Annotated in this window: 21 protein-coding genes and 1 pseudogene; 13 read left to right on the top strand and 9 right to left on the bottom strand. The window is 62.0% G+C overall.

The window, feature by feature from the left end; genetic code table 11:
* The first annotated feature begins 114 nt into the window (after nucleotides 1–114).
* Nucleotides 115–1611 (top strand): replicative DNA helicase, encoded by a 1497-nt coding sequence (locus tag AMK05_RS07435; RefSeq protein WP_064841302.1) that lies wholly within the window; start codon nucleotides 115–117, stop codon nucleotides 1609–1611.
* 25 nt (nucleotides 1612–1636) lie between these two features.
* Here AMK05_RS07435 and AMK05_RS07430 read toward each other — a convergent pair whose 3' ends face one another.
* The 3 genes and pseudogenes from AMK05_RS07430 to AMK05_RS07420 form a co-directional block, all read right to left on the bottom strand.
* Nucleotides 1637–1939: an AzlD family protein gene (locus tag AMK05_RS07430; protein WP_064837939.1), complete on the bottom strand. Its 303-nt coding sequence runs from the start codon at nucleotides 1937–1939 to the stop codon at nucleotides 1637–1639.
* A complete protein-coding gene (locus AMK05_RS07425; RefSeq protein WP_064837938.1) occupies nucleotides 1936–2640 on the bottom strand; it encodes an AzlC family ABC transporter permease in 705 nt (234 codons plus the stop codon). The genes AMK05_RS07430 and AMK05_RS07425 overlap by 4 nt, the downstream gene beginning before the upstream one ends.
* A gap of 67 nt (nucleotides 2641–2707) precedes the next feature.
* Nucleotides 2708–3528, bottom strand: a pseudogene (locus tag AMK05_RS07420) (AraC family transcriptional regulator).
* Nucleotides 3529–3811: 283 nt separating this feature from the next.
* Between AMK05_RS07420 and alr the strand changes: the two are divergent.
* Nucleotides 3812–4978 (top strand): alanine racemase, encoded by a 1167-nt coding sequence (gene alr / locus AMK05_RS07415; RefSeq protein ID WP_064837937.1) that lies wholly within the window; start codon nucleotides 3812–3814, stop codon nucleotides 4976–4978.
* A 9-nt stretch (nucleotides 4979–4987) separates the two neighbouring features.
* Here alr and AMK05_RS07410 read toward each other — a convergent pair whose 3' ends face one another.
* Nucleotides 4988–5623, bottom strand: coding sequence for a LysE family translocator (locus AMK05_RS07410; RefSeq protein ID WP_064837936.1), 636 nt, complete (start codon nucleotides 5621–5623; stop codon nucleotides 4988–4990).
* 163 nt (nucleotides 5624–5786) lie between these two features.
* On the opposite strand from AMK05_RS07410, the gene radA reads away from it, so the two are divergent.
* From radA to AMK05_RS07390, 4 genes are all read left to right on the top strand, one after another.
* A complete protein-coding gene (gene radA, locus AMK05_RS07405) occupies nucleotides 5787–7187 on the top strand; it encodes a DNA repair protein RadA (RefSeq protein WP_064837935.1) in 1401 nt (466 codons plus the stop codon).
* A 90-nt stretch (nucleotides 7188–7277) separates the two neighbouring features.
* On the top strand, nucleotides 7278–7898 hold the full coding sequence (locus AMK05_RS07400) for a CvpA family protein (protein ID WP_064837934.1): 621 nt from the start codon (nucleotides 7278–7280) through the stop codon (nucleotides 7896–7898).
* Between the two features lie 150 nt (nucleotides 7899–8048).
* Nucleotides 8049–9539, top strand: coding sequence for an amidophosphoribosyltransferase (purF, locus tag AMK05_RS07395; protein ID WP_064837933.1), 1491 nt, complete (start codon nucleotides 8049–8051; stop codon nucleotides 9537–9539).
* Nucleotides 9540–9618: 79 nt separating this feature from the next.
* Complete coding sequence (locus AMK05_RS07390; RefSeq protein WP_064837932.1) at nucleotides 9619–10359, top strand: SDR family NAD(P)-dependent oxidoreductase; 741 nt, start codon at nucleotides 9619–9621, stop codon at nucleotides 10357–10359.
* Nucleotides 10360–10367: 8 nt separating this feature from the next.
* On the opposite strand, the gene AMK05_RS07385 is transcribed toward AMK05_RS07390, so the two are convergent.
* Complete coding sequence (locus AMK05_RS07385; protein ID WP_064837931.1) at nucleotides 10368–11096, bottom strand: glycoside hydrolase family 25 protein; 729 nt, start codon at nucleotides 11094–11096, stop codon at nucleotides 10368–10370.
* Between the two features lie 304 nt (nucleotides 11097–11400).
* On the opposite strand from AMK05_RS07385, the gene cysS reads away from it, so the two are divergent.
* From cysS to cimA, 6 genes are all read left to right on the top strand, one after another.
* The gene (gene cysS / locus AMK05_RS07380) at nucleotides 11401–12792 is read left to right on the top strand and encodes a cysteine--tRNA ligase (RefSeq protein WP_064837930.1); all 1392 of its coding nucleotides are present in this window, start codon (nucleotides 11401–11403) and stop codon (nucleotides 12790–12792) included.
* 208 nt (nucleotides 12793–13000) lie between these two features.
* Nucleotides 13001–13477: a GFA family protein gene (locus AMK05_RS07375; protein WP_064837929.1), complete on the top strand. Its 477-nt coding sequence runs from the start codon at nucleotides 13001–13003 to the stop codon at nucleotides 13475–13477.
* Nucleotides 13474–13962, top strand: coding sequence for a GFA family protein (locus tag AMK05_RS07370; RefSeq protein WP_064837928.1), 489 nt, complete (start codon nucleotides 13474–13476; stop codon nucleotides 13960–13962). The genes AMK05_RS07375 and AMK05_RS07370 overlap by 4 nt, the downstream gene beginning before the upstream one ends.
* A complete protein-coding gene (locus AMK05_RS07365) occupies nucleotides 13959–14435 on the top strand; it encodes a GFA family protein (RefSeq protein WP_064837927.1) in 477 nt (158 codons plus the stop codon). Before AMK05_RS07370 ends, AMK05_RS07365 begins: the two co-directional genes overlap by 4 nt.
* On the top strand, nucleotides 14432–15394 hold the full coding sequence (gene pip / locus AMK05_RS07360) for a prolyl aminopeptidase (protein WP_064837926.1): 963 nt from the start codon (nucleotides 14432–14434) through the stop codon (nucleotides 15392–15394). Before AMK05_RS07365 ends, pip begins: the two co-directional genes overlap by 4 nt.
* Before the next feature lie 176 nt (nucleotides 15395–15570).
* Entirely contained in the window at nucleotides 15571–17184 is a 1614-nt protein-coding gene (gene cimA / locus AMK05_RS07355; protein ID WP_064837925.1) for a citramalate synthase, read from the top strand.
* 19 nt (nucleotides 17185–17203) lie between these two features.
* Here cimA and AMK05_RS07350 read toward each other — a convergent pair whose 3' ends face one another.
* Nucleotides 17204–17683, bottom strand: coding sequence for a GNAT family N-acetyltransferase (locus AMK05_RS07350; RefSeq protein ID WP_064837924.1), 480 nt, complete (start codon nucleotides 17681–17683; stop codon nucleotides 17204–17206).
* Between the two features lie 310 nt (nucleotides 17684–17993).
* Between AMK05_RS07350 and rarD the strand changes: the two genes are divergently transcribed.
* Nucleotides 17994–18911, top strand: coding sequence for an EamA family transporter RarD (gene rarD / locus AMK05_RS07345; RefSeq protein ID WP_064837923.1), 918 nt, complete (start codon nucleotides 17994–17996; stop codon nucleotides 18909–18911).
* 33 nt (nucleotides 18912–18944) lie between these two features.
* Here rarD and AMK05_RS07340 read toward each other — a convergent pair whose 3' ends face one another.
* From AMK05_RS07340 to AMK05_RS07330, 3 genes are all read right to left on the bottom strand, one after another.
* Nucleotides 18945–19877: a hypothetical protein gene (locus tag AMK05_RS07340; protein ID WP_064837922.1), complete on the bottom strand. Its 933-nt coding sequence runs from the start codon at nucleotides 19875–19877 to the stop codon at nucleotides 18945–18947.
* Between the two features lie 94 nt (nucleotides 19878–19971).
* Complete coding sequence (locus AMK05_RS07335) at nucleotides 19972–20979, bottom strand: alpha/beta hydrolase (protein WP_064837921.1); 1008 nt, start codon at nucleotides 20977–20979, stop codon at nucleotides 19972–19974.
* Complete coding sequence (locus AMK05_RS07330; RefSeq protein ID WP_064837920.1) at nucleotides 20972–21865, bottom strand: MBL fold metallo-hydrolase; 894 nt, start codon at nucleotides 21863–21865, stop codon at nucleotides 20972–20974. The genes AMK05_RS07335 and AMK05_RS07330 overlap by 8 nt, the downstream gene beginning before the upstream one ends.
* Nucleotides 21866–21923: the final 58 nt, after the last annotated feature.

The following is a 21923-nucleotide window of genomic DNA, read 5'->3' as shown; positions in this document are numbered from 1 at the left end:
CGTGCACAGCGTTCAGGATTTCAGCGAAGCGGGCGCCTGCTCCTTTCGCAACCTCTTGATTTTCGCGTCCGGAATTGCAAATCCGGGAGCTGGAAAAAGACAGAACGGATGATGATGAACGACGCCGCTCGAAAGATTGCAGCTGTTGCTCCCTCGGAGCAGCATTATCGCGAAGCACCCAACAATATCGAAGCCGAGCAGGCGCTTCTGGGTGCCATCCTGATGAACAACGACGCCTACTACCGGGTGTCCGACTTCCTGAAGCCGATCCATCTCTACGAACCGTTGCACCGGAAGATCTTCGAGGTTGCCGGCGATATCATCCGCATGGGCAAGATCGCCAACCCGGTGACGATCAAGACCTTCCTGAAGGCCGACGAGAAGGTCGGCGACATGACGGTTTCGCAATATCTGGCAAGTCTCGTCAGCAATGCCGTCACCGTCATCAATGCCGAGGATTATGGCCGGGCGATCTATGATCTCGCGCTGCGCCGGGCGCTGATCACCATCGGTGAGGACGTCGTCAACATCGCCTATGACGCGCCGCTCGACATGCCGCCGCAGTCTCAGATCGAGGATACCGAACGCCGCCTCTTCGAATTGGCGGAAAACGGCCGCTACGACGGCGGCTTCCAGGCCTTCAACGATGCGGTTGCGCTGGCGATCGACATGGCGGCCGTCGCCAAGGAACGCGACGGCGGGCTTTCCGGCATTTCCACCGGCATCCATTCGCTGGATTCCAAGATGGGCGGCCTGCAGCGTTCGGACTTGATCGTCCTTGCCGGACGCCCCGGCATGGGCAAGACCTCGCTTGCGACCAATATCGCCTACAATATCGCCGCCGCCTATGAAGGGGAAGTCCAGCCGGACGGCAGCATGAAGGCTAGGAATGGCGGCGTCGTCGGCTTCTATTCGCTCGAAATGTCGTCGGAACAGCTTGCCACCCGTATCATCTCCGAGCAGACGGAAGTCTCCTCCTCGAAGATCCGCCGCGGCGACATCAACGATGCCGATTTCGAAAAGCTTGTCGCCTGCTCGATGATGATGCAGAAGGTGCCGCTCTATATCGACCAGACCGGCGGCATTTCGATCGCCCAGCTTTCGGCGCGCGCGCGCCGTCTCAAGCGTCAGCGCGGCCTCGACGTGCTGGTGGTCGACTACATTCAGCTGATGACCGGCTCGGGTAAATCCAGCGACAACCGCGTGCAGGAAATCACCCAGATCACCACCGGCCTGAAGGCGCTGGGCAAGGAACTCAACGTTCCGATCATCGCCCTGTCGCAGCTCTCGCGTCAGGTCGAAAGCCGTGACGACAAGCGGCCGCAGCTTTCCGACCTTCGCGAATCCGGTTCGATCGAGCAGGACGCCGACGTCGTGCTCTTCGTGTTCCGCGAGGAATATTACGTCAAGAACCAGGAGCCGCGCGATCCCCACGATCCGAAATATCCGGAATGGGAAGCGCTGTTCGACAAGGTGAAGGGCACAGCCGATGTCATCATCGCCAAGCAGCGTCACGGGCCGACGGGAACGGTGAAGCTCGCCTTCCAGTCGGAATTCACCCGCTTCGCCGATCTCGCCGATCCCTCCTTCACACATTACGAGGAACATTGACGCGGTCCCGCGTCGATTACCTTAGCTAAAGCCCGGCGGTCCGCAACAGGGCGACCGTTGCGACGCCGATCACGATGCTCGCAAGCATCGGCAGACGGCGCGCGGCGATTGCCGTTACCGCGCAGGCCAAGGTCTCCGCCCAGCCCGCCGCAAAGGCGGTCGGGGCAATGACCGCCATCAGCACCGCCGGCGGAATGGACTCGATCGCCGTTCTCCGCCGCTCATCCATCTCGACATGACGGACCAATAGGAGGCCGGCGACGCGGGTGAACACCGTTGCGGCGGCAATCGCGAGGATGGCGATCATGATGTTGAGATCGAGTGTCATGCCGCCTGCTCCCGCGCCCTGCCCTGCCATAGGGCCGTTGCCAGCCCGGCCAGAGCGCCGGCGGCGATATACCAGACCCCCGGCACGAAATGGTGGACCACAACGGATGCCGCACCACTTGCCGCAAGGACGGCGCCGGTTTCCGGCCCCTTCCAGAACCCCATGACGAGCACGATGAAGACGGCCGGAAAAGCGAAGTCGAGGCCGATGGCCGCAGGATTGCCGAGAAAGGCGCCGAGCAGTGCGCCTGTTAGCGAAGAGCCGACCCAGGTGAGGTAGAAGGGCGTGACGATCCCGGCATACCAGGCCGGCGTCAGCCGCGTGGCGCCGGCGCGGAATTCCGCCATGGCCCACAGCTCATCTGCGAGGAACAGCATGGCGATATATCGTTTGACGCTGGAGAAGGACTGCATCTTCGTGCCGATCGACGCGCTCATCAGCACATGGCGGATATTGACCAGCAGGGCTGCAAAGCCGACGCCGATCCAGCTTGCCGGATGGGTCCAGATGTCCATGGCCACGAATTGCGAACCGCCCGCAAAGACAAGCGCGCTCATCAGCGTCGTTTCCAGCGGGGAAAGCCCCTTGGTGGCCGCGACCGCGCCGAACACCAGGCCGATCGGCAACACGGCGACAACAAGCGGAAAAATGGCGCGCATTCCGGCAAGAAATTCGCCGGATGGCCGGCTGTGCTGCAACATGGCAACCTCCTGATCAAGATCGCGGAGGATTAGCCCGGCCAGCCAGGGCCGTATTGAACGAAAGTGATCAGCCCGTGCGGAATTGGCCGGGTGTTACGCCTGTCCGTGCCTTGAAGTGTCGGCTGAAATGCGCCTGATCGGCAAAACCGCATTCGAGCGCAATATCGGCAGGCATGCGCCCCTGCCGCAGCAGCCGACGGGCCACCTGCACGCGCCGATCCGTCAGAAAAGCGTGCGGGGTAATGTGATATTCCTTGCGGAGGCACGGATGAGGTGGGCGCGGCTCAAACCTGCCACTCCGGCCAGTTCCTCGAGGCCGACATCGCTGTCGAAGTTCTCGATGAGGTATTCGCGGGCGCGGGCCACCGCGCTTCGTTCCTGCGTATCGACAGGAACGATGACTGCGCTGCCATGACGCGCAAAGATCGCTGCCAGCACCGAAAACATTCCCTCATCGGATTCCAGCGCGCCGGCCCCGCTCTCAAGCGTTCGATGGGCGGCGTGAAAGGCATTGGCGAGCTGTGGATCGCGTGGAAGCCCGCCGGAGAAAGAGGGCGTCGCATGGAAGGCCTTGCCGGTAACATCCTCGAGAATATCGACGAACAGCTTCATGTCGGGATAGATCATCCGGTAGCGGTAGCCCTCGCCGCCCGGAGCACCGTCATGGATGACACCGGGATCGATGAGATAAAGGTCGCCCGGGCCGGTTTCCTCCCGCCTGCCGCTGAGAGTGGCGATTTGGCTGCCGCTTTCTATCGCGCCGATGCTGAACGTGTCATGCGCATGCGGCGCATATTCATGCGTCAGGAAGGTGGCGCTCAAACACTCCATGCCGCGGAAGCGGCTATCCCGCCAGAAGCGGGCCGATTCCACGTTCGCAAGCGGCATGGCCTCCGCCGCTTCTTTTTGCGATACGTTCTGCATCCCCCAAGATTATCGCGGAAGCCTGCACGCGTCTTGAACAAAAGTGATCGTATGACAGGCAAAGGGTGGTATGTGACCTGCCTTGGCCCTAATGCTTTCTAAAGCGCGTCGCGATCTTTCAGATTCGCTCCTTGCGCTTTAGCTCTTTGTTTTTACACCTGTCGTTATCGCAAAACCGCTGCACACTTTTGCGCGACATGCTTTAAACTGGCTCTGGCGATTTCCTTCCACTGGTTCACGGCGATTCATGACAGATTTCCCCATCCCCTTCGAAGACGACGATCTTTTCGCTTCCGCGGGCCTGCGGCTGACCGTCGATCTGACGGCGCTGACGGAGAACTGGCGCGACATGGCGCGCCGCTCCGGCGCGGCGCGCGCCGCAGCCGTCGTCAAGGCGGATGCCTATGGCATGGGCATCGAGGATGCCGGTGAAGCGCTCTATATGGCTGGCGCCCGAGATTTCTTCGTCGCCACGGTCGACGAGGGTGTCACGCTTCGGCTTTATGCGCCCGAGGCCCGCATCTTCGTGCTCTCAGGCATATGGCCGGGCACCGAGCGGCGCTTTTTCGAAAACGATCTGGTGCCGGTAATTTCCTCCGATGAGCAGCTCGCTTTCTGGATGGCGGTTCTTGCCGATTACGGCGACTATCCCTGCGCGCTGTATGTCGACACCGGCTTCAACCGGCTCGGACTGCACATGGACGATGCGATCGCACTCGCCGACGACGTGTCGCGGCCGGCGAGCTTCGCACCGGTGCTGATCATGAGCCATCTCGCCTGCGGCGATGAGCCCAGCCATGCGATGAACCGGCGGCAGCTCGAATCATTCCGCAGGGTTAGCGCTGCTTATGAAGGCATCGATTCAAGCCTTGCCGCCTCGGCCGGCATCTTTCTCGGCGAGGATTATCACTTCGACCTGACCCGTCCCGGCATCGCGCTTTATGGCGGCGAAGCGGTCTGCGGCCTCGCCAATCCGATGCGGCCGGTGGCGACCGCGGAAGCGCGCATCATCCAGGTGCGCAGCGTCGAGGCCGGCGAGACCGTCAGCTATGGGCGGGCGCTCCAGCTTGGCCGCAAGAGCCGGCTGGCGATCGCCTCGGCCGGTTATGCCGACGGCTATATGCGCGGCCTGTCGAGCGGCGGCGTGCCGCTGCGCCAGGCCGTGCCGCAGGGCGGGCAAGGCTTCATCGCCGGACACAAGGTCCCGGTCGCCGGCCGGATCACCATGGACCTGACCATCTTCGATATCACCGACCTGCCCGACAACGCCGTGCGCGCCGGGGATTATGTCGAGCTGTTCGGAAAGAACATGGCCCTCGACGACGTGGCACGCGCGGCAGGCACGATCGGATACGAGATGCTGACCAGCATGGGGCTGCGCCACGAACGGCGCTACGTCGCCGAGGAGGAATAGCCTACCCGTTCAGCGGCTGCTGAGCGCAAGGCGGACGCCGAGCGCGAGGAAAAGCGCGCCGAGGCCACGATCGAGCCATAGCCCGATTTTTTGATTGTGCCTGAGCGCATCGGCAAGACGCCCTCCGAGAAGGACAAGCGGCGGCTCGATGAAGGCGGCAACGACGATGATGAGCCCGCCATACAGCATGAGCTGGGCCCATGCCGGCCCTGCCCCTTCGACGACGAATTGCGGCAGGAAGGCAAGGAAGAAAATCGCCACTTTCGGATTGAGCAGCGACACCAGGATTCCCTGTCGGTAGATCCTTGCGACCGGCAACTCTTCGCCGGCAGCCTTTATCAGGCCATTGCCGCCGCCGGCGCGCAAAGCCTGGATTCCCAGCCAGACAAGATAGGCGGCGCCGATCCACTTGACCGCGGAGAAGGCGACCGAAGAAGCGGCGAGCACGGCGGAAAGGCCGAGCGCTGCCATCAGAACATGCAGGCAGGCGCCGGACCAGACGCCGAACAGCGCGGAAAAACCGGCGCGTTTTCCGCCTCTCATCGTGTGACCGAGGATGAAGGCGATGTCGGGCCCGGGCGAGAGATTGAGCAGAACCGCGGCCGAGAGAAATGCAAACCAGTGCGTGAACGAATAATCGAACATTTTCCACCGTTCAGGATGAGCAGAGGCAAAGGATAGGCACAGGAGAGGCTGATGGGAAAATCATTAGTTTTGATCCGTCGCGATAGCCATTATCTCAGGCACGACAATGATTCGATGAAGCAGTCGTCTGCTTCACTCGGGACCCGGACTGAAAGAGTATTCGATGGCGAAGGCCAGGACACAATTCATCTGCCAGAGCTGCGGCACGGTTCATACCCGCTGGGCGGGCAAATGCGAGAACTGCGGCGAGTGGAACACCATCGTCGAAGAAGACCCGATGGGCGGGATCGGCTCCGGCCCCGGCAAGACGCCGAAGAAGGGCCGGCCGGTGGCACTGACGGCGCTCTCCGGCGAGATCGAGGAGGCGCCGCGCATCCATACTGCCATGTCGGAGCTCGACCGGGCACTCGGCGGCGGCTTCGTGCGCGGCTCGGCGGTGCTGATCGGCGGCGACCCCGGTATCGGCAAGTCGACGCTGCTGATGCAGGCGGCCGCTGCCCTTGCGCGGCGCGGCCACAAGATCATCTACGTCTCCGGCGAAGAAGCCGTCGCCCAGGTCCGGCTGCGGGCGCAGCGTCTGGCAGCCGCCGATACCGACGTCATGCTGGCGGCCGAAACCAATGTCGAGGATATTCTGGCGACGCTTGCCGAGGGCAAGCGGCCGGACCTCGTCATCATCGACTCCATCCAGACACTGTGGAGCGAACTTGCCGAATCCGCGCCGGGAACGGTGACGCAGGTGCGCACCGGCGTGCAGGCAATGATCCGCTTCGCCAAACAGACGGGGGCCGCCATGGTGCTCGTCGGGCATGTGACCAAGGACGGGCAGATCGCCGGCCCGCGCGTCGTCGAGCACATGGTCGATGCCGTGCTCTATTTCGAGGGCGATCGCGGCCATCACTACCGCATCCTGCGCACGGTCAAGAACCGTTTCGGCCCGACAGATGAGATCGGCGTTTTCGAAATGTCGGACAGAGGACTGCGCGAGGTCGCCAACCCCTCCGAACTCTTCCTCGGCGAGCGCAACGAAAAATCGCCGGGTGCAGCCGTCTTCGCCGGCATGGAGGGCACGCGCCCGGTGCTGGTCGAGGTGCAGGCGCTGGTGGCGCCGACCTCGCTCGGCACGCCGAGGCGCGCGGTGGTCGGCTGGGATTCGGCCCGGCTGTCGATGATCCTGGCGGTGCTGGAAGCCCATTGCGGCGTCAGGCTCGGCCAGCACGACGTCTATCTCAACGTCGCCGGCGGTTACCGCATCTCCGAACCGGCGGCCGATCTCGCCGTCGCCTCGGCCCTTGTTTCCTCGCTTGCCGGTATTGCCCTTCCCGCCGATTGCGTCTATTTCGGCGAAGTCAGCCTGTCGGGCGCCATCCGGCCGGTTGCGCACACCGCCCAGCGCCTCAAGGAAGCCGAGAAGCTGGGCTTTTCCGCAGCATTGCTTCCCTCCGCCTCCGCCGAACTGCCGAAGGGTTCCGGCGGACGCTGGAACGAGGTCGAAAGCCTGCCGGATCTGGTCGCGCGCATCGCCGGGTCGAAGGGGGCGTTGCGTGTGGAAGACGAGGTTTGATCCTTTCATTGCCAAGATTGGTGATGATATAGGAGGCACACGATAAGGCACGACACGGCCGCCAAGCGGCAGTCCTGGAGTTGAATTTACATGCCCATTACGATTTTCGACGGTATTGTCATCGGCGTCGTGCTCTTCTCCGCCGTGCTGGCGATGGTCCGCGGCTTCTCGCGCGAGATCCTCTCGATCGCAAGCTGGGGCGGATCGGCAGCGGCGGCCTATTACCTCTATCCCTACCTTCTGCCCTATGCGAAGAAATACACCGATGACGACCGCATCGCGATCGTCGGTTCGGCAGCGGTCGTCTTCCTGATCGCGCTCATCGTCATCTCCTTCATCACCATGAAGATCGCCGATTTCATCATCGACAGCCGCGTCGGCGCGCTCGACCGCACGCTCGGCTTCCTGTTCGGGGCTGCGCGCGGCGTGCTGCTGCTGGTCGTCGCCGTCGCTTTCTGGAACTGGCTGGTCGATGCCGACCACCGCCCGGCCTGGGTCAACGAAGCGAAGTCGAAGCCCTTCCTGGATTCGATGGTCGTGAAGCTGAAATCGGCTCTGCCGGAGCAATTTGCCCAGATGATACCGGCGAGCATCCGTGATAAGCTTCAGCCGCCGGCACAGGGCGGCGCTGAAGGCACCAATCCGCCGACGGGCGACCAGGCGCCGGCGGAAGATGCACCGACAGCGCCTGCACAGCAGCCGGCGAATTGACACAGTGTTCAAGAGCTTGACCCGCCTTCCGGCAATTGCCATTTGAGCGGGAGTTGAAATGAGGGGTCCGGCCGGGCATTCCAGCTCTGTCGGGCTTCAGCTATTTCTGGAAATGCCGATCCATTCTTGTGAGAGCAGAGGCCCGCAGAAATGAACCAGTCCCATTCCTTGCCCACCGACGATCCGCTCGACGGAGATACGCTGCATGAAGAATGCGGGGTTTTCGGAATTCTGGGACATCCCGATGCCGCCACACTGACGGCTCTCGGTCTGCATGCCCTGCAGCACCGCGGACAGGAAGCAGCCGGCATCGTCTCCTTCGACGGCAAACGCTTCTATCAGGAGCGCCATATGGGCCTCGTCGGCGATCACTATACCAACCCGATGACGCTCGCCCGCCTGCCCGGCAGCATGTCGATCGGTCATACGCGCTACTCGACGACCGGTGAAGTGGCGATGCGCAACGTACAGCCGCTCTTTGCCGAACTCGAGGAAGGCGGCATCGCCATTGCTCATAACGGCAACTTCACCAACGGCCTGACGCTGCGCCGCCAGATCATCGCTACCGGCGCCATCTGTCAGTCGACTTCCGATACCGAAGTGGTCCTCCACCTCATCGCCCGCTCCCGCCATGCCTCCACATCCGACCGCTTCATCGATGCGATCCGCCAGATGGAGGGCGGCTATTCGATGCTCGCGATGACGCGCACCAAGCTGATTGCCGCGCGCGACCCCACGGGCATCCGCCCGCTGGTGATGGGCGAACTCGACGGCAAGCCGATCTTCTGCTCGGAAACCTGCGCGCTGGACATCATCGGCGCCAAGTTCATTCGCGATGTCGAAAACGGCGAAGTCGTCATCTGCGAAATCCAGCCCGACGGCTCGATCAGCATCGACGCCCGCAAGCCCGGCAAGCCGCAGCCGGAGCGCCTCTGCCTGTTCGAATATGTCTATTTCGCCCGCCCGGACTCAGTCGTCGGCGGCCGCAACGTCTATACGACGCGTAAGAACATGGGCATGAACCTCGCCAAGGAATCGCCCGTCGAGGCCGACGTGGTCGTGCCGGTGCCGGATGGCGGCACGCCTGCTGCTCTCGGCTACGCACAGGAAAGCGGTATTCCCTTCGAATACGGCATCATCCGCAACCATTATGTCGGCCGCACCTTCATCGAGCCGACGCAGCAGATTCGCGCCTTCGGCGTGAAGCTGAAGCATTCAGCCAACCGGGCGATGATCGAAGGCAAGCGCGTGGTGCTGGTCGATGATTCCATCGTGCGCGGCACGACCTCTCTCAAGATCGTGCAGATGATCCGCGAGGCCGGCGCGCGCGAAGTTCATCTGCGCGTCGCCAGCCCGATGATCTTCTTCCCGGACTTCTACGGCATCGATACGCCCGACGCCGAAAAGCTCTTGGCCAACCAGTACGCCGATGTCGAAGCCATGGCCAAATATATCGGCGCGGATTCGCTTGCCTTCCTGTCGATCAACGGGCTTTACCGCGCCGTCGGCGGCGAGGACCGCAATCCCGCCCGCCCGCAGTTCACCGACCATTACTTCACCGGTGACTATCCGACCCGCCTGCTCGACAAAAACGGCGAGTCGATGGGCAACAAGCTTTCGATGCTTGCCAGCAACGGCTGAGCCACCGTCATTTTGACTTCCCTTCCGAGGGGCCGATTTGCGCCCCTCGCCTTTGCACGCAAATCCGGAACCGGGGCAGATGAACATCAATCTTGAGGGCAAGATCGCGCTCGTTACCGGCGCATCGCGCGGCATCGGCTATTTCACGGCGCTGGAACTCGCCAAAGCCGGCGCTCATGTGATCGCCTGCGCCCGCACGGTCGGCGGGCTCGAGGATCTCGACGACGCGATCAAGGCGGTCGGCGGCACGGCGACGCTGGTGCCCTTCGACCTGGCCGACATGAACGCGATCGACGCGCTCGGCGGCTCGATCTTCGAGCGCTGGGGCAAACTCGACATTCTCGTCGCCAATGCCGGCGTGCTCGGCGTCATTTCGCCGATCGGCCATATCGAGGCGAAGGTGTTCGAAAAGGTGATGACCATCAACGTGACAGCGACATGGCGGCTGATCCGCTCGGTCGACCCGCTGCTCGCCCGCTCGGATGCCGGCCGCGCCGTCATCCTGTCTTCGGGTGCCGCCCACAAGTGCCGGCCCTTCTGGGGCGCCTATTCCGCGTCCAAGGCCGCCGTCGAGGCGCTGGCCCGGACCTGGGCCGGCGAGAGCCAATCGACGCCGCTGCGCATCACCAGCGTCGATCCGGGCGCGACCCGCACGGCGATGCGGGCGCAGGCGGTGCCGGGCGAAGATCCGCAGACGCTGCCGCATCCCTCCGAGGTGGCGAAGGCGATCCTGCCGCTCGTCGGTCCCGGCGTGACCGAGACCGGCAAGCTGTTCATCGTGCGGGAAAACAAGCTCGTCGATTACCGCCTGCCGGAATAAGCAGGGACTCACTTGGCTGCGACGGCTGGGAACAGATGCGCGAAGCCCGTTTCCGACGGGCACAGCGCATTGAGGTCCACCGCTCCTTGGATGCCGCCGACAGTGCCGTTATCGGCAAATTGCCAGATCGACCAACGACTGCAATCTTCCTGCGCCGGTTCCTTGAATACGCTTCGCAGCCAGAGGTAATGCTCGGGGAAGCGGGATTCATTGCCCTTCAGATACTGATCATAAAATTCCTGGGTGACATAGAAAATCGGCTTTTCCGGAAAAGTGCCCTTCAGTTCGGTGAAGAAAGCATTCACTTCGGCGGCCATTTCCTCGAGTGTCGGGACCTTGTTGCAATTGCCGACGAACTCCAGATCGACGGTGATGGGCAGGGTTCCCGGCTGCCGCGGCACGGTCGCCAGGACATTCTGCGCCTGATCCTTGCCCGGGCGGCAGAAGGTGAAGAAATGATAGGCACCTCTGACCATTCCGGCATCGCCGGCACGCTGCCAGTTATCGGCGAACCTGGAATCCTTGTGGTCGCCGCCTTCGGTCGCTTTCATGATCGCGAAACGCACATTCGGCTGCGCGGCCACCGTTTTCCAATCGATGTCGCCCTGGTGATGGCTGACATCGATGCCCTGGATCGGATAGGTTGACAAAGACGGATTGTTGAAACGAAGCATACCGAAATCGTATGCGAAATATGCAGCCGATGCGACTGCCAGAATTGCAATCGCTCCGATCATCCCCCGGCCCCAGCCCCTCACGCAGTCCCCCTATTTTCAGCAACGTCCCAACTGCCTATAAGCGATTTGCGCCACGAAAATGGCAGGTGAGCCGTGCCGTGGATCATTGCTCGCCCCTCTTGACCAAAGGCCATTCCCGCGCCATAAATCCCGCCATGAAAACGGTTATCTGCATTATCTGCCGGAAGATTATTCGCTAGCGCACGCGCTGGCCCGGCCGTTTTCGTCTCCCAAATAGTCAGATGCGAAACGCCCCGGCCCGCCGGTCGCGATGTTTTTCTAGTTGTGCTTAGGGGAGAGTGGAATGGGCGGCATGCCGGAATTGAAGTTGTACAACACGCTGACACGGGAAAAATCGGTCTTTGCGCCGATCGATCCCGACAATGTCCGCATGTATGTCTGCGGCCCGACCGTCTATGATTTCGCCCATATCGGCAATGCCCGCCCGGTCATCGTCTTCGACGTGCTGTTCAGGCTGCTGCGGCATATCTACGGCGAGGAGCACGTCACCTATGCCCGCAACATCACCGACGTCGACGACAAGATCAACGCGCGGGCGCTGAGGGATCATCCCGGCCTGCCGCTGAACGAGGCGATCCGCGCGGTCACGGAAAAAACCGAGACGCAGTTTCACGCCGATGTCGCCGAGCTCGGCTGCCTGGAGCCGAGCGTCGAGCCGCGCGCCACCGACAATATCGTTGAGATGACCGAGATCATCGAGAGGCTGATCTCCAACGGCCATGCCTATGTGGCTGCAGGCGAAGTGTTGTTCGACACCAAATCCATGGCGGACTACGGCCAGCTTTCGAAGCGCCCGCTCGACGAGCAGCAGGCCGGCGCCCGCGTCGCCGTCGATGCGCACAAGAAGAACCCGGGCGATTTCGTGCTCTGGAAACTGTCGAGCCACAACGAGCCCGGCTGGGAGAGTCCCTGGGGCCGCGGCCGGCCGGGCTGGCATATCGAATGCTCGGCGATGAGCCGGCGCTATCTCGGCGATATCTTCGACATTCATGGCGGCGGGCTGGACCTGATCTTCCCGCATCATGAAAACGAGATCGCCCAGTCGCGCTGCGCCCACGGCACCGAGGTGATGGCGAATGTCTGGATGCATAACGGCTTCGTGCAGGTCGAAGGCCGCAAAATGTCGAAATCCGAAGGCAATTTCGTCACCATCCACGATCTGCTGCACACACAGGTTTTCGGCGGCCGCAAATGGCCGGGCGAAGTGCTGCGCCTCGCCATGCTGATGACGCATTACCGTGAGCCGATCGATTTCTCGATCAAGCGGCTCGAGGAAGCCGAACGCCTGCTCGCCAAATGGCCGGCGACGGAGCCCGGCGATGCCGAGCCTGACGAGACCGTGCTGAATGCACTCGCCGACGACCTCAACACGGTGGCGGCGGTGCAGGCCTTGCACGCTTTGGCGCAGGCCGCCCATAGCGATCCCGCCGCCGGCGCCCGTTTTGCCGCAACGGCTGCCCTCCTCGGCCTATTGCCGAAGAAGGCCGAAATCGACGAAGCCGTCGCAGCCGCGGTCGATGCGCTGGTCGCCATGCGTCTTGAAATGCTGAAGGCAAAGAATTTCGCCGAGGCCGACAAGATCCGCGACGAGCTGACCGCAAAGGGCATCCAGCTGAAGGACGGCAAGGACGCAGCGACCGGTGAGCGGGTGACGACGTGGGAGGTCAAGCGGTGAGAGTGGTGTCTTGGGATAAGACCCCTCCCCAACCCCTCCCCACAAGGGGGAGGGACCACGGTGCCGCGCTGCTCCGAAACGACGTCACTGCAATTGCAGGCATTCGAGGCGGAAATGAAGGTGGTGCCACGAGAAAGCCCTCCCCCTTGTGGGGAGGGTTGGGAGGGGTTTTCTTTTTCTCATCCACATTGTTGCGGAGGGCTTGTCCATGACCGCCTATACCGGCGGATGTCAGTGTGGCGCTGTGCGCTTTCGCGTCAGCGGCGAACTCAAGGATTCGTCGATCTGTCATTGCCGCATGTGCCAGAAGGCGTTCGGGGCCTATTACGCGCCGCTGGTCTCGGTGCGCGGCGCCGATTTCGCGTGGACACGCGGAGAGCGGAAAAAATTCCGCTCTTCCAATTTCGTCGAACGCGGCTTTTGCAGCGATTGCGGCACGCCGCTTTCCTACGAAGCGCCTGACGGGGTTGCGATTGCCGCGGGCGCCTTCGACGATCCTTCGGCGCTTCCGCCGGTGGTGCAATTCGGCACCGAGGGCAAGATCGGCTTCGTCGATCGTCTGCACGAGTTGCCGGGGCACCGGACGGAGGAGGACGCGCAATCCGCTCCCTTCGTGCTCGAACTGGTCTCCTTCCAGCATCCCGATCACGAGACGCAAGTATGGCCGCCCAAGGAGCCCAAATGACAGCGCAGACGAACACAAGCGGCGGGTGCCAGTGCGGGGCCGGGCGTTACCGCGCCGAAGGCGAACTCGGTTATCCCCATCTTTGCCATTGCCGCATGTGCCAGAAGGCGGCCGGCAATTATTTCATGCCGCTCGGCGGCGTGATGCACGGCAATTTCACGCTGACGCGCGGCGCGCCGAAATGGTTCCAGTCCTCGGATCTGGTGCGGCGGGGTTTTTGCGGCGATTGCGGCACCCCGCTGTTCTATGACATTCCGGGAACGGATTTCATCAACATCACGCTCGGCTCGCTGGACGATCCTGATGCGGTCAAGCCGGTGATGCAATCGAACACCGCCCGCAGGATGTCCTGGTTTCACGCGCTCCCCGGCCTGCCGGTGGAGCCGGAGCCCGAAACGCCCGAGCGCGAGGACGCGATCGCGGCAAGCAACCATCAGCATCCCGACCACGACACGAAAAGCTGGCCCATCGGAGAAACGCCATGACGGACACGATCAAGACAGGCGGATGCCAATGCGGCGCCGTGCGCTTCCGCATTTCAGGCAAGCTGGGGCGCCCCTCGATCTGCCATTGCCGCATGTGCCAGAAGCAGTTCGGCGGCTTCTTCTCCGCGCTGGTCACAGCACCTGAAGACGGGATGGAATGGACGCGCGGCGCGCCGAGCTACTTCCAGTCCTCGGTCAACATCGACCGCGGCTTCTGCAGCAATTGCGGCACGCCGATGACTTATCGCCACCCGGGCGGGCTGGAGCTTGCCATCGGCACGTTCGACGACCGCAGCGATCTGGCCCCGCTGATCCAGGTGAATTACGAGGCCCGCCTGCCCTGGGTCGAGGAAATCTTCGAGGCGCCGGTGCTGAAGGATCAGGATTTCTATGCACGGCAGGAAGAGATCATCTCCTTCCAGCATCCCGATCACGATACTTCAGTCTGGCCCGCGAAAGGCGTGAAAATATGACCGAAATCCTGCGCACGCTCTATCCCGAAATCGAACCCTATGCCTCCGGCCATCTCGATGTCGGCGACGGCCATGTGATCTATTGGGAACGCTCGGGCACATCAGGCGCCAAGCCGGCCGTCTTCCTGCATGGCGGCCCCGGCGGTGGTTTCTCGCCCGCCCATCGGCGGCTTTTCGATCCCGCCCTCTACGACGTCATGCTGTTCGACCAGCGCGGTTGCGGCAAGTCGACGCCGCATGCCGAACTCAATGCCAATACGACCTGGCACCTCGTCGCCGATATCGAGCGTCTGCGCGAGATGGCCGGTGTCGAGACCTGGCAGGTGTTCGGCGGCTCCTGGGGCTCGACGCTGGCGCTCGCCTATGCCGAGGCGCATCCGGAGCGTGTCTCCGAGATCATCGTGCGCGGCATCTATACGCTGACCAAGGCCGAACTCGACTGGTACTATCAGTTCGGCGTCTCGGAAATGTTCCCGGACAAGTGGGAGCGCTTCATCGCGCCGATTCCGCCCGAGGAACAGCATGAGATGATGCATGCCTATCATCGCCGCCTGACGCATGAGGACAGGAGCGTGCGCCTTGCAGCCGCGCAGGCCTGGAGCATCTGGGAAGGCGAAACGATCACGCTGCTGCCCGAGCCTTCGACGAGCGGCAAGTTCGAGGAACCGGAATTCGCCTATGCATTCGCCCGCATCGAGAACCATTTCTTCGTCAATGCCGGCTGGATGGACGAGGGACAGCTGATCCGCGACGCCGGCAAGCTCAAGGATATTCCCGGCGTCATCGTGCATGGCCGCTACGACATGCCCTGCCCGGCCAAATATGCCTGGCTGCTGCACAAGGCCTGGCCGAAGGCGGAATTCCACCTGATCGAGGGTGCGGGGCATGCCTATTCGGAGCCTGGGATTCTCGATCGGCTGATCCGGGCGACGGATCGGTTTGCCGGGAAGACAAACTGATTGTTTGAGGCGGCCCCTCACCCTAGCCCTCTCCCCGCGCGCGGGGAGAGGGGACGAGCTCTGCGATACGGCGCGGCATCTCCCTTCTCCCCGTCAGAACGGGGAGAAGGTGGCGGCAGCCGGATGAGGGGCAGCATCCGCATTCCAACAACACCCGCCCGCCGGGAGGAAACGACATGAAAGAACGCATCTACCTCTTCGATACGACGCTCCGGGACGGGCAGCAGACGCCCGGCATCGATTTCTCGGTAGAGGACAAGATTGCGATCGCCGCGATGCTGGACGAGTTCGGCATCGATTACGTCGAGGGCGGCTATCCCGGCGCCAATCCGACCGACACGGCCTTCTTCAGCGAGAAGCGCACCGGCCAGGCGAGCTTCGTCGCCTTCGGCATGACGAAGCGGGCGGGCGTTTCGGTTTCCAACGATCCCGGCATTGCCGGGCTGCTGCAGGCGAAATCCGACGCCATCTGTTTCGTCGCCAAGAGCTGGGACTATCATGTCGCGGTGGCGCTCGGCTGCACCAACGAGGAAAACCTGGAAAGCATCGCCGAAAGCGTCAAGGCGGCGGTCGGCGCCGGCAAGGAAGCGATCGTCGATTGCGAGCATTTCTTCGACGGCTTCAAGGCCAATCCGGCCTATGCGCTTGCCTGCGCCAAGACCGCCTATGAGAGCGGCGCCCGCTGGGTGGTGCTCTGCGACACCAATGGCGGCACGCAGCCGCCGGAGGTGCGCGCCATCGTCGAGGCAGTGATCGCTGCAGGTGTTCCCGGAAGCTGTCTCGGCATCCATGCCCATAACGACACCGGCCAGGCGGTTGCCAACTCATTGGCTGCCGTCGAAGCCGGCGTCCGGCAGATCCAGGGCACGCTGAACGGCATCGGCGAGCGCTGCGGCAACGCCAATCTGGTGACGCTGATCCCGACCTTGGCGCTGAAGAGCGCCTATAACACACGGTTCGAAACGGCCATCGACGAGGAGCGGCTGCTCAACCTCACCCGGGTCTCGCATGCCTTCGACGAGTTGCTCAACCGCTCGCCCGATCATCAGATGCCTTATGTCGGCGCTTCCGCCTTCGCCACCAAGGCCGGCATCCACGCATCGGCGCTGCTCAAGGATCCGCGGACCTATGAACATGTGCCGCCCGAGAGCGTCGGCAATTTCCGCAAGGTCATGGTCTCGGACCAGGGCGGCAAGGCGAATTTCATCAATGCGCTGAAGCGGCGCGGCATTACCGTCGCCAAGGAGGATCCGAAGCTCGACCTGCTGATCTCGATCGTCAAGGAGCGCGAATCCATCGGCTATGCCTATGAGGGTGCGGATGCGAGCTTCGAGCTGCTCGCGCACCGCACGCTCGGCACGATCCCGGAATTCTTCACCATCGAAGGCTTCCGGGTGATGATCGAACGCCGCTTCGACAGTCTTGGCCGCGTGAAGATCGTCTCGGAAGCGGTGGTCAAGATCACCATCGACGGCCAGACGCTGATGTCGGTTGCCGATGCCGAAGGCCCGGTCAACGCGCTCGATCTGGCGCTGCGCAAGGATTTCGGCAAATACCAGCACGAGATCGACGATCTGGTGCTCGCCGATTTCAAGGTGCGTATCCTCAACGGCGGCACGGCGGCGATCACCCGGGTGCTGATCGAATCCACCGACAGCGACGGCGTGCGCTGGTGGACGGTCGGCGTTTCGGAGAACATCATCGACGCCTCGTTCCAGGCGCTGATGGATTCCGTCATCTACAAGCTGATGAAGAACCGGCAGCTCGCCGGCAAGATCGCGGCGGAGTAAGTCTATTCCGTCGCTAGGGCTAACCGCGGGCAAACGCCGCCAGCGTCTCGCCCGTCATCCGATAGCGGATCCATTCTTTCTGCGGCTCCGCGCCAATCGCCTCGTAGACACGGATCGAAGGTTCGTTCCAGTCGAGCACGCTCCATTCGAAGCGGCCGCAACCCTTCTCCAGCGCGATCTGCGCCAGGCGCCGCAAAAGCGCCTTGCCGGCGCCCGAACCGCGCGCGTCCGGTGTTACGTAGAGATCTTCCAGATAAAGGCCGTTCTTCGCCTGCCAGGTCGAATAGCTGAAGAAATAAACCGCCATGCCGATGGCTTGACCCTCGCGTTCGCAGATCAACGCATGGGTGACTGAACCGTCGCCGAAGATTGCCGCACGCGTGCTCTCCTCGGTCGCCTCGACCTCGTGGATCGCCTTTTCATAATCGGCCAATTCGCGGACAAATCGCAGGATCGTTGTCGCGTCTGAAGGCGTTGCCGGGCGTACGGTAAGGGTCATGTGAGCGGCTCCTGATCTGGCGCTTGGCGTTCCAGATGAAAGAACCTGCCGGGCCTGTCAACTGAAGGCGCAGATCATCAGCGGGTTTGCGAGTTTGTTCCCTCGATTGGTCCGCCTGTCGCCTGCCCGCGGCAGTCTGGAACAGGATTCGGATTTTTGGAGGCCGATACCAGCCTTTGCCGCTATCATGCGTTCATTCTCCCCCATCCGCTTCAAATCCTCTTAGCCTTTATTCAACGAAATGAATTGGCCTATTCACGGCGCTTAAGCTAGGCCGGATCAGAAGAAGAACAAAGATGGAAACACCCCGATGTCGACCGATGCAACCGTTCCCTTGGCCAAGAACGAAGACAGTCCGCGCGGTTTTGCCTTCGCGCTGACGGCCTATCTGCTCTGGGGCTTCCTGCCGATCTACATGAAGGCGGTGGCGCATATCTCGCCGGCCGAGGTCATCGCCCACCGCATCGTCTGGTCGCTGCCGCTGGCCGGCATGGTGCTGATCGTGCTCGGACGCACTGCGGATATCGCGACGGCGCTGCGCTCGCCGCGCATGTTGGCAATGGCGGCGCTGACAGCGTCGCTGATCACCGTCAACTGGGGCACCTATGTCTGGGCGATCGGCGCCGGCCATTCGCTCGACGCGGCACTCGGCTATTTCATCAATCCGCTGTTCAGCATCTTCCTCGGCGCGGTGCTCCTCAAGGAGAAGCTGCAGCCGCTGCAGATCGCGGCGATCGCGCTGGCGGCGCTTGCCGTCGCCATTCTCGCATTCGACAGCGGCGGCATTCCGTGGGTGGCGCTGACGCTGGCGATCAGCTGGGGTTTTTATGCCTTGCTGCGCAAGACGCTGCCGCTCGGGCCGAACCAGGGCTTCTTCCTCGAAGTGCTGATCCTCAGCGGGCCTGCCCTTCTCTATATCCTCTATCTCGAATTCGGCAGCGGCCAGGGCCATCTCTATCGCACCGGCCTTGCCGATACGGCGCTGCTGCTCGGCTGCGGCGTCATCACCGCCGTGCCGCTGATGATCTATGCCAATGGCGCCAAGCTGCTGAAGCTCTCGACGATCGGCATCATGCAGTATATCGCGCCGACGATGATCTTCCTGATCGCGGTCTTTATCTTTCACGAGCCGCTCGGCACGGCGCGCATGATCGCCTTCCCGCTGATCTGGGCGGGGCTGTTCCTCTACAGCTGGTCGATGCTCAAAGGGAGCCGCGGAAGGATGTAGCCGTTGCGCTCGTCTCGACCCGACCGACTTGGCTCAAAGCCAGGATAGCAGAGCTGTGCGGACCAGGATTCCGGCCAGTGCGCTGAAGACTGCGACGCCTGCTACCGAGCGGAGCGCCGGCACCGAAGCGATAAGAATGGAGAGGCCAGGAAGGTCAAGAGGGTTTAGCAGAAATGCGGATCCGTGAATGATTTTCTCTGGCGTAAGACTCAGTTCCTTGTGGGCGTCGAGTAACAGCGTGACCGTTGCGCTCGATCCTGCCAGGCACTTTGTGAGGAAGAACAGCACATCCTGCTGCGAGGCGCCGAGCAGCTGAAGCAATGGCTGCGCAACGGACGTGAAAGCCGAAAGTGCGCCTGTATTTTGGGTCAGCCTTACCAGGGCAAGTGAGATCACGAGCACCGGCAGGATCGCAGCAATGACGCTAATGGCATCTGCGCCACCGCGATTGATCGCGGCCAGCAGATCGCGCCTGACGACGTCGTGGTCATCCGCCCTGTCGCAGGAACAGATCTTTCCAGGCAAGGAACGGCGGCCGACGATCCAACCGGCGAGAGTGGACGCAGCGAGCGCCCCGCAAATGCCGTTCATTATGATCGAGCCCGGATCGACACCGAGGCTTGCGAGCGGAAAACTGGCATTCGCCGGCGCCGCCGCAAGCACCGCGGCAAAGGCCGCGGCCATAAATTTCTCCGACGCTCTTTTATGCGCCATCAGCGTCAGGGCAGCGACCGGGGCAGCCGAACTCACGAGGCTGAGCTGGATGATTGCCAAAACCCCAAAACCGTCCAGACCGAAAGGTCTGAACAGCGGGTTTACCTTGCCGGCGATTGATCGCAACGCGCTCACGCTCTCGAGGTAGCGCATCAGCGAAAATGTCACGATCATGAGAGGCAGAAAGGTGAATATCGCGATGTCGACGGCACTTCGCCCGGCATCCAGGATGGCGGTTATCAGCATTGTCATGGAAACGAATGGCTCGATGGCCGGGTGAACGCGCGGCCGGCTTGATGGAGGAAGTAGGCTCCGGATTCGATGCCGGAGCCTGGTCGTTCAGACTCTATTCCGGTTTGAAAGCTTCATCGAAGAAGCGGACGACCTCGGCATAGGCCTGCATGCGGTGGCTCTCCATCAGGGCCAGATGTGTCGCCTCCCCGATTTCCACCCATCGCCTGTAGGAGGCGCCGGTCAGCTGCTCGAAATAGGCCCGCGCCAGATCAAGCGGAACGTCGATGTCCCATTCGCCGTGCAACAGCAGCACCGGCGCGCGAATCTCGCTCGGTTGATAATATGGGGTTCCAGCTCTCCAGTAGGTGCGGATGTCTTGGATCGGCCCGTTGGTGGCGCGAAGTTTGCCTTGCTCCCTATCGTCTTGCGACGTCTCCTCCGAGAGGGTCAATTCCGACCAGAGATCGAACCAGCCCTCGGGCACAAGACGTTCACGCGCGTATTCAGGTGCGGTGCCCAGCCAACGCGCCAGGGCCGCTTTGACGGGAACAAGCCTGTAGGAGCCGAGGGAATCGCCCTGGTCGATGGGAATGGGAACGTCACTCAGCCATTGTGGCGCGAGCAGCGCGAGCTTGACGACATTGTCGGCGTTGCGAGCAGCATATGCGCCGGCTACGGTACCGCCCCACGACATTGCGAACACGTTGACAGCCTTCAGGCCCCGAAGTCGAAGCACGAACTCGACAGCCGTTGCGAAGTCGGTAACGCCCGTGTCGGTGGAAACAAGGGGCGGGTTGAGATCGGGCTGCGCCTGCATTTCCGGTGGACGGGTCGATTTTCCGTAGCCCCGGACATCGACGGCAAAGACGTCGAACCCATGATGCGCGAGGAAGTCGATGAAGGACATTCCATTGAAGGGAACGTCGTAAAGACTTCCGGACGAGAAGGTCGCTCCATGCACCATCACGATTGTTTTCTCCGCAAGAAAGACTTTGTGGTCCTTCCTTCGCTTATTGCGCAGATAGAGCTTGATGCCCTCGGTTCCGCTGTCGACGTAATGCTCGTCGAATACGATCCGACTGGCGTCAAAAGCTGACGATGCGAGCTCGTTGTTAGACATAGGACCACCTGAATTTTTCGCCGTCGCGGGTGACATAACCAGCAGACGAACCGGGGAAATGCGTGGAGAAGTACATGGCGCGATTATCAGCTGCGAGTTCGAGGACACGCTGTCTGGACTGGGCAGCCTGATCCAGGAATTCGCAGAAGACCGTGTTGAGGTCGGGCCGTTCCACCTGGATCGGATGGTGCATGACATCGCCGGCGAAGATTGCCGCTTCATTGTCCGCCTCCAGCATAACGGACATATGGCCGATGCTGTGCCCAGGCGTCGGCAAGAAGATGAATCGATCGAGGAAAGGACCGCCTGCGCTGTCGATGAAATCGGCAAGCCCCGCCTTGATCACCGGCCTTACGCTGTCTTCATAGACGCCGAGGCTGGGAATGTTGACGTCGTTGTGACTCGCCGTCGACGCGTAATATTCCTGCTCGGCGCGTGGGAAGACGTAGCGGGCGTTTTTGAAAGTCGGAATCCATCGTCCGTCCTGAAGCACGGTATTCCAGCCGGAATGATCGACGTGGAGATGGGTATTGATGACGAAGTCGACATCTTCGGGCTCGACACCCGCCTGACGCAGCCTATCGAGAAACGGAATGGTCTGACGATGGAAGCCGGAATTGCGCGGTCTCTCCTTGTCGTTCCCCGAGCCCGTGTCGATGAGGATGACGTGGTCGGGCGTGATGACAAGCCAGCTATGAATGCTCACTACAAGGGCATCGCGGCCCTCGTCCATATCGACGGCGGAAAGCCGCGGCTCGACCGCCTTGATCTCCTCAGATCCGGCAGTCGGGTAGAGGAATGAGGGGGGAACGTCGTGAAGGTACTGCTCCTGCACCTTTCTCACTGTCACGCCGGCAATACGATATTCCTTTCCAAGATCGCTCATGGAATTCCTTTCGAGTTAACTGGACCGTGACAGCGCTGTCTGATGGCTATGGACAGTA

Origin of the sequence: Rhizobium sp. N324 (assembly GCF_001664485.1) — a bacterium.
GTDB lineage: Bacteria > Pseudomonadota > Alphaproteobacteria > Rhizobiales > Rhizobiaceae > Rhizobium.
Note: the sequence above shows the minus strand (reverse complement) of the source record. Positions and strands in the feature narration are given on the sequence as shown.